Below are 13049 nucleotides of genomic sequence, written 5' to 3' on the forward strand. Positions count from 1 at the left end.
TTTGATCTCAAGTGGTTTTCCAGACGCCCGAGCTACCTCGTCGGTGACTGCCCATGAGATGAGTGTCTATCATCCCCGTGGCCTCCATCAGCGCATGCATGGTCGTCGGCCCGACAAAGGAAAAACCGCGTTTACGCAGGGCTTTGCTTAAGGCGGTGGACGCCTCGGATAGGGTGGGGATTTCTTCCAGTGTGCTCGGCGCGGGGGTTTCCGCAGGCTGAAACGACCAGATGAACTCCACCAATCCGCCATCGGCCCGCAACGCGATGGTGGCTGCGGCGTTATTGATGGTGGCCAGGATTTTCGCCCGGTTGCGCACAATGCCGCTATCGGCCATCAGCCGTTCGACGTCCCGCGGCGTAAATGTCGCTACGACGTCCGGATCAAACTGGCGAAATGCGGCGCGAAACGCCTCGCGTTTGCGCAGAATGGTTGCCCACGAGAGACCTGACTGAAAGCACTCGAGACTCAGGCGTTCGAACAAACCGTGTTCGTCACGCACGGGCATACCCCATTCCGTGTCGTAGTAATGTCGCAATAAGGGGTCTTGCGCAGCCCAGGGAGGGCGTGCCAGTCCGTCTTCGCCGATGATGACGGCAGCGGGTGAGTTCATGGGATCTCCGCGGAAAGGGATGTCGTGATGATACGCGGGTACATGGACGCGTGCGGGCGTGGTTGCCAAGGGCCAGGTCCCCTTAGTTACGGCATCGGGGCACGGTATTCTAGCTTTAGCAGTAGTGCTTTGGCCTGCAAGCCCCCCGCGAACCCGGTCAAGTCGCCCGAGCTGCCCACGACGCGATGGCAAGGCGTCACGATCGAAATCGGATTGCGTCCATTGGCGGCACCGATGGCACGTACGGCCTTGGGCCGGCCGACTTGAATGGCGATATCGCGATAGCTGCGGGTTTGGCCGTACGGGATGGTCAGCAGGGCGGCCCAGACTTGCTTTTGGAATGTCGTACCGGAGAACGTCAGGGGTAGATCAAAGTGCTCGCGCCGGCCGGCGAAGTATTCCGCCAGTTGTCGTTCGGTTGCGATCAGAACGGGGTGTTGCGCATCTTCGACCATCGGCCCCATACGGACACGACCTGGCCGCTCGTTTTCCCACAGAATGGCGGCGAGCGCCGAGCCCTGGGCGACAAGCGTCAACTCGCCCACCGGCGAGGCGATGGTTTTGCAGGTGTAGGACATGAGGAGGGCTCCTTTCACGATAGTGGTGAAGTGTAGAGTCTTGACGACGGATGGCGTTTGGGCGGACGTACGGGGCGATTACAGGCCCCCAGTGTAGAAATAAAGTGGTCGATGTCGCACTCGTGTTCTTGCGCTTGAATTTTCGTCATGAGTCTTGGCGTGAAAAGTGGTGGTGCACCGGCAGGCATAGGGCAATTACACGCGAAATCCGTCGGGTGCCGGGTGTCACTGTTCGTAGAACCCGCAGTGTGGTAACTGCGAATATCGCGGGACAGGGGTGACGCGTACGCTTACATTTCTTGCATACGCATCCAGGAGCCCGTCTTGCGTGAAACACTTGATTGCGCTGTTCTGATGACCCCCGGCCACACGGTGTGGGCGCAGGATTGGGTCGACAGTCACCATGGTCAATTTGGCCGTTTGCGATTACATGTCCAGGATTTGGCCAGCCTGGCGCCCGGGGTGCCTGACGCGCAACAGTTGTCGTGTGCGCAACTGGCCTTGCGTCGCTTTGATGGTTGTGTTTTGCCGGTGGCGCCCTCGTCGTTGTCGTGGGCCCGCACGTTGTTGGCCAACGCCGAAACCGGACCACGCATTCCCCTGGTGGCTGTCGTTTTTGATATCACCGCACCCGCTATCCTGGATTTACTGTCGTTGGGGGTGGCCGACTTTGTCCGGGCGCCCGTGTGTCTTGATGAATTGCGGGCACGCCTGGTGCGCCTGCATCGCGAGGCTCGGCCTCGTGTCCCGCTGAGGGGTCGGGACGTTCCCCCGGTTGTGCCGTTGTCGGGGGCTCCCTATGCAGGCGCGCCAGGGGGGGTACCGATGTCCGTCAACGAGCCCTTGTTTCCGTACCGCCAATTGGGTGCCAGCCATCCCTTTGCATCCGACGCAAAATGCGATCCTGCTGTGACGACAAGTGGCATCATGAGCCTTCACCGGCAATCCGACGAGTCGTTTCGGCAAGCCAAGGCACGCGTCGTAGATGGCTTCGAGCAAGCCTACTTGCGTCGTGCGCTAGCACACCATGCAGGCAATGTCGCTCAGGCGGCTCGTGCCTCCAGCAAACATCGGCGCGCATTTTGGGCATTAATGCGCAAGCATCGTATCGACGCCGCCCACTACCGTAATCACACATCTTTGCCCGAGCCGCCGGCCTGATTCGGTGACGCTGGCGTCTCCATGAGACTGCACCCATTTTCGTCGCGCTCGTTGATTCCGCTGAGGCAGTAAAATCACGGCTTCCGATACCGAAGGATCGCTGTGTCTGCTGCTCCCCTTAAGAACGACGTTTTTCTGCGCGCGTTGTTGCGCCAGCCCGTACCCTATACCCCCATTTGGCTGATGCGTCAGGCGGGGCGCTATCTGCCGGAGTACAACGCGACGCGTGCTCGGGCGGGCTCGTTCATGGGATTGGCCCAAAATCCGGATTATGCGGCAGAGGTCACGTTGCAGCCATTGGCGCGCTATGACCTGGACGCCGCTATCCTGTTTTCCGACATCTTGACCGTGCCGCACGCGATGGGCTTGGGCCTGGACTTCGCGCCGGGCGAAGGACCGCGCTTCGCGCGACCGCTGCGCACCGAGCAAGACGTAGCCCAGCTTGCCGTGCCGGACATGGATTCACTGCGTTATGTATTTGATGCGGTATCGGTGATCCGTCGCGAACTGGACGGCAAGGTTCCCTTGATCGGTTTTGCGGGCAGCCCCTGGACCATTGCCTGTTATATGGTAGAGGGCGGTGGCAGTGCCGATTATCGGTTGATCAAAACGATGCTGTACGCCCGGCCGGATTTGTTGCACCGCATCTTGGAAATCAATGCGCAAGCAACTCAGCAATACTTGAATGCACAGATTCAGGCGGGCGCTCAGGCGATCATGTTGTTCGACAGTTGGGGCGGAGTGTTGGCCGACGGCCTGTTCCAGCAGTTTTCATTGGCCTATACCCGCAAGGTTGTGTCGGGCCTGATCCGGGAGCACGAGGGGCGTGCGGTGCCTGTCATCGTATTCACCAAGGGTGGCGGGCTCTGGCTTGAGGACATTGCAGCTTGTGGTTGCGATGCCATGGGCCTGGACTGGACGGTCAACCTGGGACACGCCCGCCAACGCACCGGCGATGCTGTGGCGTTGCAGGGCAATATTGATCCCATGACGTTGTTTGGCGGCAGCGCCGCGATACGTGCCGAAGCCCGCCGCACGCTGGATGCCTTTGGCCCTGTCGGTCAAGGGGGGCATGTGTTCAATTTAGGGCACGGCATTTCCCAATACACCCCTCCAGAGGCCGTCCTGGAGTTGGTGGACGAGGTCCACACATACAGTCGTTCGCTGCACGGCTAAGTAAGTGTCCGCTAGCGTGCACGGCTTGATTCGACGGCTGCCAGGATCGACTTGTGCACAGCAGCGAAAGCAGTTAGTACGGGATAGCAAACTTTGGGTTGATTCTGGAATGTTTTTATAACTATATGAATTTAAAGTAAAAATAAAAAGTCAATAGCATTTCAGCCAAAATTTTTTTCTTAGAAGGCTTGACACGACGTGAGGCTGTTGAATGTTTTCCCCAAAGTTATCCACAGGCTGTGCCGTGACTATTATTTCACGCCGAATTGACAATCTGTTAGCCGAAAAACCGAGAATTCACTTTAACTTGTGTACGCTTTCGCCATGCCATTGATATTTGCCGCCTATGTCTGACGTGCCCAACGGCCTGGGTCCGTGTGCGGTTTGGGTGCGTGTGGCGTTGGATGTGCCGCTGCCTGGTCCTTTTGATTATCGCGGACAGGTGGCCTTGCCTGTCGGGACGCGCGTCATTGTGCCGTTTGGTCGTCGCAAGCTGGTGGGCGTTGTGGTCGACAATCCCGCCGAGCCGGCCATTGATCCCGCCCAGGTGCGTGAGATCGAGCAAGTCCTGGAAGACCTTCCTCCCCTGCCCGAGGATTGGTTGCGATTGGCACGGTTTGCGGCTGATTACTATCAGCGCCCGTTGGGCGAGGTCATGCTACCGGCCATGCCGCCGCCCCTGCGTAAACCCTCCGCCTACCAGGGCAAGAGGTCAGGACAAGGTCCCGTGGCGCGCCTGGACGCGCGCAAGGCCAAACCTGTCGCTGCGCCGACGACACCCGACAAGGCCCCCGCACTGAACGCGGACCAACAGATAGCAGTGGACACGGTGACCGCGCTAGAGGGTTTTAAACCCGTCTTGCTGCACGGGGTGACGGGTAGTGGCAAAACCGAGGTCTATCTTCATATTGCCCAGCGCGTACTGGCGGCAGGACGCCAAGTGTTGTTGCTGGTGCCAGAAATCAATCTGACGCCACAGCTCGAGGGCGCCGTTCGCGCACGCCTGGAGTCGGTGCTGGGGGCGGATGGTCTGGCCGTGATGCATAGTGGCTTATCGGACGGAGAGCGCGTACAGGCCTGGGCGCGTGCGCAACGAGGCCAGGCACGCATGCTGCTGGGCACGCGCATGGCAATTTTTGCGCCGCTCTCTGATCTCGGCCTGATCGTGGTCGACGAAGAGCACGACGCCTCGTATAAGCAGCAGGATGGATTGCGGTATTCCGCACGTGATCTGGCAGTGTGGCGCGCGCGTGATCAGAATGTGCCCGTGCTGCTCGGCTCTGCGACACCCTCGCTGGAAAGCTGGTATCACGCAGGACGGGGCCACTATTTGCGCCTGACATTGACGGGGCGTGCGCGGGTCAGCAGTTTGCCGAAGATCAGGTTGATTGATACCCGGCGTTTGCCGATGCGCGAGGGTATTTCCCCTCAGTTGAGCGACGCGATTGCCCAGCGGCTGGAAAACGGCGAGCAGTCGTTGGTGTTCCTGAATCGTCGTGGCTATGCGCCAGTGCTGCATTGCGCATCCTGCGCTTGGGTCAGTCATTGTCCTCGCTGCTCGGCTTTTACCGTGTTGCATCGAGCCGCCGGGCGCGGCAATCGCTTGCACTGTCATCACTGTGGATACCAGGCGCCTGTGCCGCGGGCTTGTCCAGAGTGCGGTGACCAGGACCTGGAGCCCATGGGCCGGGGAACGCAGCGTGTCGAAGAGCATTTGGCCGAATTATTTCCTCAAGCGCGTATTTCTCGTATTGATGCCGACAGCACGCGTCGCAAAGGCAGTGCGCAAACCCTGTTTGCGGCCGTCCACGCGGGTGAGGTCGATATTCTGGTGGGGACTCAAATGGTCGCCAAGGGACATGATTTTGCCCGACTGGGTCTCGTTGGCGTACTGAATGCAGACTCGATGCTGTTTGCCCATGACTTTCGGGCGCCTGAGCGCTTGTTTGCGCAATTGATGCAGGTCGCCGGGCGAGCGGGGCGACACGTGGGCGAGGGCGAGGTCCTGATTCAGACGGGCTATCCCGAGCAAACCGTGTATCAGGCGTTGTTGCGCCATGATTATGCGGGCTTTGCCCGCCACGCACTCGAAGAGCGTGAAACCACGAGCCTGCCGCCTTTTGCTTATCAGGCGTTGTTGACGGCGGAGGCGCGCGAGTTGGCACAGGCTGTGGCGTTCCTGCAAGAGGCTCGGGATTTGGCTGAGCAGGGCGGTTTTTCAGGCACGTCATCGTTAACGCTGTACGATCCTGTACCGTTGCGCGTGGTGCGAGTCGCCAACATCGAACGCGCGCAACTACTGCTCGAGAGTACGAGCCGACCCGCTTTGCAGGCATTCTTGACGGAGTGGTCCGCCCATCTGCCGGCATTGGCTTCGCAATCCCGCATCCGCTGGCAGTTGGAAGTCGATCCCCTGGAAATTTGAGTTGTCGTTCCCCATGTCTGATAGCGCGCCCATAGGTCACGGTCTGAATCCTGCCCAGAAAGAGGGCGTGTTGTATCTGGACGGTCCGTGTCTGGTGCTGGCCGGCGCAGGCAGCGGCAAGACGCGCGTGATCACGCAGAAAATCGCCTACCTGCTGCGTGAGTGCGGCTATATGGGGCGCAATGTGGTGGCGCTGACGTTTACTAATAAAGCCGCGCGCGAAATGAATGAGCGCTTGCGCACGCTGGTCGATCGCAAGCTGGCCAAGGGCTTGACCATCAGCACCTTCCACTCGCTGGGCGTCAAAATGCTGCGCGAAGAAGCCCGGCACGCTGGACTGAAACCGCAGTTTTCCATCCTGGATGCGGACGATGCGATGTCCATCATCCAGGAGTTACTGGCCACGACGGATCGCGGTCGATTGCGTACGGTGCAGTCGACGATATCGCTTTGGAAGAACGCACTACTTAGCCCGGATGATGCGGCGCGCATTGCGGCCACGCCGGCAGAGTCCGAGGCGGCGACGGTGTATCGCAATTACGCGGCCACCCTGGCCGCATATCAGGCAGTGGATTTTGATGACCTGATCCGGATTCCCGCGCAATTGCTCGAAAGCAACGAAGAGGTTCGTACGCGTTGGCAGAACCGCGTACGCTATTTGCTGGTGGATGAATATCAGGATACCAACGCTTGTCAGTATCGGTTGGTGCAACTGCTGTCTGGGGACCGGGCCATGTTTACGGCAGTGGGGGACGATGACCAGGCGATTTACGCGTGGCGCGGCGCCACCATGGAAAACCTGGCCAAGCTCACGACGGATTATCCGCAACTCAAGCTGATCAAGCTCGAGCAAAACTATCGCTCCGTGCAGCGTATTTTGGCGGCTGCCAATACGGTGATTGCAAAGAACCCCAAACTGTTCGAAAAGAAACTCTGGTCGGATTTGGGGGTGGGCGAGCCCATCGTGGTGTCCGCCATGGACAACGACGAGCACGAGGCGCAATCCGTCGCGATGAAGATCTCGGCCTCTCGTTTTGAGCGCCAGGCGCAGTGGAAAGATTTTGCCATCCTGTATCGCGGCAATCACCAGTCGCGCATCCTGGAGCAGGCATTACGCAATCTGAAAATTCCATACACAATTGCAGGCGGTCAGAGTTTCTTTGACAAGGCAGAGATCCGCGATGTTCTGGCTTATCTGCGCCTGGTGGCCAATGATGACGATGATCCCGCGTTTATTCGCGCGGCGACCACGCCCAAGCGTGGCATCGGGCAGGCCACCCTACAGGTGCTGGGCCAGTACGCGGCGCAACGCGAGGTGTCACTGCTGGCCGCTGCGGCCGAGTCCGGCCTGGAAAGCCTGTTGCAGCCTCGTCAACTCGAGTCGCTACGTACATTTGCCGAATACATTCGCCGTCTTCAATGGCGTGCAGGTCGTGGGCGCACAGACGGACAGGGTTCTCCGGAACCCGCTGGCGCCATCCTGGACGATATGCTGGGGGCGATTCAGTACGAGCGTTATTTGTACGACACGCTAGAAGAAAAACCCGCACAGACGCGCTGGGAAAATGTGCTGGAGCTCACCGGTTGGCTCAAACGCAAAGCTGACGAAGACGGCATGTCATTGTTTGACCTAGTGCAACACGTGGCGCTGATCACCATGCTGGAGCGTGGCGACGAAGAAGAGCCCGACGCGGTCAAGATGTCGACCCTGCACGCATCCAAGGGCCTGGAATATCCGCACGTGTACCTGGCGGGTGTCGAAGAGGGGCTGTTGCCACATTTGGGCAAAGACGACGAGGATGGCGATCCCGCTCGCGCAGCGGAAAACCTGGCGACCCGTATTCAGGAAGAACGGCGCCTGATGTACGTCGGCATTACCCGGGCCCAGCGTAGTTTGAATTTAAGCTGGTGCAAAAAACGCCGCCGGGCACGCGAAGACCTCGTGCGCGAGCCGTCACGTTTTATCGAAGAAATGGGGCTGGGTGATGTGCGCGTCGAAGAAGACGAGGCCACGCGCGCGATGAGCCCCAAAGAGCGTCTGGGGATGCTGAAGGCACTGCTGAAAAAGTGATGCTCGCGTGCGGCATGGGGTACCCGCCACGCAAGCCTCGTTACGGTCGTGTCAAGCCAGTTGACGCAATAACAGTTCCCAGAATTTCACGCGCGTTTGCAAGGTCGAAATCAGGATGTATTCGTCCAGTGTATGGGCGCCGTTGCCATCGGCACCCAGCCCATCAAGGGTGGGCACGCCCATGGCCGACGTGAAGTTGGCATCGCTGCCGCCACCCGTCATAGGCGCCTCGGCCAGGTCAAAGCCTGCCTCGCGAGCATAGCCCTGCACCTTTGCCAACAGGGCGGCGGCCGCGTCCGTGCGCACCATGGGTGGCCGGTTCAGTGCGACATCAATGTCCAGTTCGACATCAGGGCCCACGGCGCACAGGTTACGCATGCGACGCAGTACGTCTTCGGCGGCACCCATATCGGGAACGCGAAAATCCACCACACAACGGCATTGCGCGGGAACGGTATTGGTCACCGTGCCGCCGGCAATCGTGCCTACGCTGACTGTCACGCCGCGTTCGTAGTCGGTCATGGCTTCGAGCGCCAGCACTTGGTGTGCCATCTCACGAATCGCGCTACGGCCTTTCTCGTGTTGCATACCGGCGTGGGCGGGACGGCCCTTGACGTTCAGGCGCAGCATGCCTGTGCCTTTACGTGCTGTGACGCAGCCGCCGCCGTCGGGGCGGGCGGGCTCACACACCAGGCCATATTTGGCGTTCGCAGCATAGCGCTCGATCGTAGCGCGAGACGCATGGCTGCCGGTTTCCTCATCGGGCACCATCAGAAAATCGACGGGCAATTGAGTGGAACCCGGTTCGACCAGCGCGGACAACGCGGTCAGGGCCAGGTAGATACCGCCCTTCATGTCGTAGCTGCCGGGACCATACAGGCGGTCGCCTTCGATGCGGCAGGGGTTCTCTTGCAACGTACCCACCGGGTGCACGGTATCCAAGTGCGCCAGTACCAAAATGCCTGGACGGCTATCGCCCGCTACGCGATTCGTAGCGTAGAGCAGCGGGCCAGTGTCGGGGCCCAGCGACGTCACTTCGACGGTGAGGCCGGCGGCTCGGGCGTGTGTGTCGACCAGGGCCGCCATCGCAGCGACGCCTTCGGGCGAGTTCGTGGGTGACTCGCAACGCACCCACGATTGGATGCCGGCAACCAGGGCTTCAGTGGCGGGTACGGACATGGTGATCTTCCAGGTAGGCAATAAATAATCGGGAAATCAGGCGACTTGTTGACCGGCCATCTTGGCCAATTCCTCGTTGCTGGGCAACTTGCCCTCGAACCACAGGCTGGCGCAGGCGGCGGACATCACGCGGCCGTCGTGGCCGATGCCCGGCACGACTTGCAATGTCCAGCCAAACGGGACGCCACGACGCTCGGCTTCGCGTTTGCCGGCTTCGAAATAGTGATGAGCGCGCGCAAAACGATGCGAGCCCTGACGTAAGGCGGCGGGCTCGGATGGCAGATTGGGGTCGTTGGTGGAAATGTCCTGGTCGCCTGCCAGAATGGTCATCGGGTAGGCCAACAGGCGCACCAAGTGATCCTCGGTAAGACCGACGCCATCCATTCCCTCCGGAAAGCGGTGTTCAAAGGTGGGTAGCGTGTACCAGCCCGGATTCCCTGCGGTGACCGCGCAGAATGGCGTATGGGCTTGGCTGCTCATCAGGCGATGGACAAACTGGCCGCCCGCCGAGTGCCCGAACAAATAGGCTTGCTCGACGTCTGTAACACCAGAGGCACGTAAATCGGCAAATACCCGCCCGACCAGGGCATAGGTCCAGCCATCGACGTGACGGGGATTGCCGCCGGGGCTGAACACGCGGCCATTGTTGTAGCTTTCTACGCCGGGCCAGATTTCATTGGAAAACGTGGGCGCCACAATCAATACGTTGTGCCTATCCGCGGCCGGGATCCAGAAGTCGCGATAGTCGTCGCCGTTGCGCAGCACGCCATGCTGCACGATGACGACGGGCCGATCGGCGGTATAGCCATACGGTCGGTACGTCTGCAGCGTGAAAGGGCGGTCGGCATTGCGGTCATCATCGATATAGGCAATGGCGTTACGACCCGCGTGGCCCAGTTCCTGGGCGATGCGGTCGGCATTGGAGAGTTCTGGCTTCATGGTGGACTAGGTGTTCAGGTGGCAGGCCGACCAATGGCCGGGCGCGATTTCTTTGAGTTCGGGCACTTCTTCGCGGCAACGCGCGGTGGCATGAGGGCAACGCGGATGAAAGGTGCATCCCGGAGGCGGGTTCAGCGGCGAGGGAATCTCACCTTGAATCGGTGTGAATTTCCGGCCGCGACGACTCACGTCGGGCACTTCGGCCAGCAGCGCGTGGGTGTACGGATGATTGGCACGCGCGAAAATCTCGGTCGCGGGCGCGCGTTCGACGATTTTGCCTAAGTACATAATGGCGACGCGGTCAGCGATATGCTTGACCACGCCTAAATCATGGCTGATGAACATATAGGTAAAACCGTGCTGCGCACGCAAGTCCATGAACAAGTTGATGACTTGTGCCTGGATCGAGACGTCGAGCGCGGCAACAGGTTCGTCGCACACGAGAAATTTGGGCGATACCATCAATGCCCGCGCGATACCGATGCGCTGACGCTGGCCCCCGGAAATCTGGTGCGGGAATCGGTCACGGTATTCGCGATCCAGCCCGACCTCGGACAAGGCACGATCAATGCGTTCGGGAATCTCGGCGATCGGCGCAAGTTTGTGTACTTTCAGGGCCTCGCCCAAAATCTGGCGTAGACGCTGGCGCGGGTTCAGCGAGGCTTGCGGATCCTGAAAGATCATTTGCACGCCCAGCGTATACGCCAAATGTTCAGCTCCCCGCAGATCTGCCGTCGACTGCCCTTGGTAAAGCAGTTGTCCTTCGGTCTGATGATGCAAGCCGGCGACGACGCGCCCCAGCGTCGACTTTCCACAGCCGGATTCGCCGACCAGGCCTAGCACTTCGCCGCGCGGAATGGACAGGTCAACGCCGTTGACAGCGTGTACGGTGCGGCGGTCGATGGGTTTGCCCGCCAGAGCCAGCAAGCGCTGGGCCAAGTCAGGACGTTGCTCGAAACGTTTGTGAACGTTGCGCAGCTCGATAACAGGGGAGTCTTGCGGGGTCATGCGGATGCGGTCTCGCGGGCGATCGGGGCGTAACAGCGGAAGCTGCGCGGGCCTTCTTGTAGAACAGAGGGAGCTTGCTCGGCGCAACGTGTAATGGCGTTGGGACAACGTGGGCGGAAGGCACAGCCTACGGGCCGACCGGCCAGACTAGGCGCCATGCCGTCAATCTGATGCAGGCGTGAACCGGGTGCACTATTGGCGGGCATGGAGTCCAGCAGCCCTTTGGTATAGGGGTGGCGCGGCGCGTCGAGTATCTGATTCACCGGACCGGCTTCGACAATCCGGCCGGCATACATCACGGCAACATGGTCCGCCAGCTCGGCGACCACGCCCAGATCATGCGTGATCCAGATCAAGGCGGTGTTGTGTTGGCGGCAGATTTCCTGCATGCGATACAGGATCTGTCCTTGAATCGTCACGTCCAGCGCGGTGGTGGGCTCGTCGCAAATAATCAGGTCAGGCTTATTCAGCATGGCGATGGCAATCGCCACACGTTGACGCATCCCGCCCGAAAATTCGTGCGGATAGCTGTCCAGCCGCTTTTCGGGCGAGGGGATGCCCACCATGGCCAGCGCTTCGCGGCAGCGTTCACGCGCTTGGGCGACAGGTACGTTTTCATGCGTGAGGATGGCTTCCATCATCTGTTCGCCAATCTGCAACACCGGGTTCAGTGTCATCAGCGGATCTTGAAAGATCATGGCGATGCGGTTGCCGCGTAGACGGCGCATGCCTTCTTCGTCGAGCTTGCGCAGATCCTGGCCTTTGAATTGAATCTCGCCGGATACGATCTCACCCGGTGGGTCGATCAAGCCCAGCAATGAAAAGCCCGTGACAGACTTGCCCGATCCCGATTCGCCAACCAGACCCAGAATCTCGCCACGTCGTACAGTCAGATCTACGCCATCGACGGCCGGCCAGGCGCCGGCTTCTGTGTGAAAAGCGGTACGCAATCCGCGCACCTGAAGGAGGATTTCGTTCATGCTCGTCGCGGGTCCAGGGCTTCGCGCAGGCGGTCGCCCACGATATTGATAGTCAAGATCAACAGCAGCAGTGCTACCCCCGGGAACATACTGATCCAGTAGTCGCCCGAGAGCAGATACTGGAATCCATTCGCAATCAGCAAGCCCAGCGAGGGCTCTGTGATGGGTACGCCCACGCCCAGAAACGATAGTGTGGCTTCGAGCGCGATGGCGGTGGCGATCTGAATCGTCGCAAACACCATGACAGGTCCCAGACAGTTGGGCAGCAGGTGATAGACCATGATACGCCACGCGGGAAAGCCCAGATTCGCAGCCGCCTCGACGTACTCCTTGCGGCGTTCCTGCAAGGCGCGACTACGCATGATGCGAGCATAGTGCGCCCACTGCACCACGACCAATGCGAGGATGACCTTGTCAACACCACGGCCCATCATGGCCAGCAGCACCAGGGCCACGAGAATGGTGGGAAAGCCCAGGATGAAATCGACGATACGCATAATCAGCGTGTCAACGAAGCCACCCACGTAGGCGGCAACCAGTCCGGCCATGCTGCCGATGGCGGTGGACAGCGCCACCGCCGTCAGACCCACCATCAGGCTGATGCGCAAGCCATACAGAATGGCACTGAGCATGTCGCGACCTTGATCATCGGTACCCAGCAGATAGACCACGCCGTCCATTGATGTTGAGCGTGGAGGCAGGCGGCCATCCAGCAGGTTCAGGTTTGCGAGATCGTAGGGGTTTTGCGGCGCAAAATACGGCGCGACCAGTATCAGTACGATCAGCACGGCCAGCGCAATGGCAGAGCCTATGACGGTAGGGCGGCTACGCAGTTTTTTCAGAATGGCGACGCGTTGTGGCGTGTCATCCAGTGGCTGGATGGTGCGCGTGCGGCTGTTTGGAGTCGGATAAGCCATGG

General features: G+C 60.0%; 11 protein-coding genes. 4 read left to right on the forward strand and 7 right to left on the reverse strand.

What is annotated here, in order from left to right:
- Positions 1-7: 7 nt before the first annotated feature.
- Together ACNAZS_RS07435 and ACNAZS_RS07440 are read right to left on the reverse strand one after the other, a co-directional pair.
- The gene (locus ACNAZS_RS07435; RefSeq protein ID WP_415787773.1) at positions 8-613 is read right to left on the reverse strand and encodes a DNA-3-methyladenine glycosylase I; all 606 of its coding nucleotides are present in this window, start codon (positions 611-613) and stop codon (positions 8-10) included.
- A gap of 86 nt (positions 614-699) precedes the next feature.
- On the reverse strand, positions 700-1191 hold the full coding sequence (locus tag ACNAZS_RS07440) for a methylated-DNA--[protein]-cysteine S-methyltransferase (protein ID WP_415787775.1): 492 nt from the start codon (positions 1189-1191) through the stop codon (positions 700-702).
- Between the two features lie 324 nt (positions 1192-1515).
- On the opposite strand from ACNAZS_RS07440, the gene ACNAZS_RS07445 reads away from it, so the two are divergent.
- The 4 genes from ACNAZS_RS07445 (at position 1516) to ACNAZS_RS07460 (ending at position 8024) form a co-directional block, all read left to right on the forward strand.
- The gene (locus ACNAZS_RS07445; RefSeq protein ID WP_415787777.1) at positions 1516-2352 is read left to right on the forward strand and encodes a hypothetical protein; all 837 of its coding nucleotides are present in this window, start codon (positions 1516-1518) and stop codon (positions 2350-2352) included.
- A gap of 102 nt (positions 2353-2454) precedes the next feature.
- A complete protein-coding gene (gene hemE / locus ACNAZS_RS07450; RefSeq protein ID WP_415787779.1) occupies positions 2455-3528 on the forward strand; it encodes a uroporphyrinogen decarboxylase in 1074 nt (357 codons plus the stop codon).
- A 346-nt stretch (positions 3529-3874) separates the two neighbouring features.
- Positions 3875-5953: a primosomal protein N' gene (locus ACNAZS_RS07455; RefSeq protein ID WP_415787781.1), complete on the forward strand. Its 2079-nt coding sequence runs from the start codon at positions 3875-3877 to the stop codon at positions 5951-5953.
- Between the two features lie 13 nt (positions 5954-5966).
- Complete coding sequence (locus ACNAZS_RS07460; RefSeq protein WP_415787783.1) at positions 5967-8024, forward strand: UvrD-helicase domain-containing protein; 2058 nt, start codon at positions 5967-5969, stop codon at positions 8022-8024.
- Positions 8025-8075: 51 nt separating this feature from the next.
- On the opposite strand, the gene ACNAZS_RS07465 is transcribed toward ACNAZS_RS07460, so the two are convergent.
- From ACNAZS_RS07465 to ACNAZS_RS07485, 5 genes are read right to left on the reverse strand one after another with little or no spacing between them, the layout of a single operon-like run.
- Entirely contained in the window at positions 8076-9203 is a 1128-nt protein-coding gene (locus tag ACNAZS_RS07465) for a M20 family metallopeptidase (RefSeq protein WP_415787785.1), read from the reverse strand.
- A 36-nt stretch (positions 9204-9239) separates the two neighbouring features.
- Entirely contained in the window at positions 9240-10142 is a 903-nt protein-coding gene (locus ACNAZS_RS07470; protein ID WP_415787787.1) for an alpha/beta hydrolase family protein, read from the reverse strand.
- 6 nt (positions 10143-10148) lie between these two features.
- The gene (locus tag ACNAZS_RS07475) at positions 10149-11150 is read right to left on the reverse strand and encodes an ABC transporter ATP-binding protein (RefSeq protein WP_415787789.1); all 1002 of its coding nucleotides are present in this window, start codon (positions 11148-11150) and stop codon (positions 10149-10151) included.
- The gene (locus tag ACNAZS_RS07480; RefSeq protein ID WP_415787791.1) at positions 11147-12130 is read right to left on the reverse strand and encodes an ABC transporter ATP-binding protein; all 984 of its coding nucleotides are present in this window, start codon (positions 12128-12130) and stop codon (positions 11147-11149) included. Before ACNAZS_RS07480 ends, ACNAZS_RS07475 begins: the two co-directional genes overlap by 4 nt.
- Positions 12127-13047, reverse strand: coding sequence for an ABC transporter permease (locus ACNAZS_RS07485; protein WP_415788854.1), 921 nt, complete (start codon positions 13045-13047; stop codon positions 12127-12129). Before ACNAZS_RS07485 ends, ACNAZS_RS07480 begins: the two co-directional genes overlap by 4 nt.
- Between the last annotated feature and the right edge of the window lie 2 nt (positions 13048-13049).

The organism is Bordetella tumulicola (genome assembly GCF_965138755.1).
Lineage (GTDB): Bacteria > Pseudomonadota > Gammaproteobacteria > Burkholderiales > Burkholderiaceae_B > Bordetella_A > Bordetella_A tumulicola.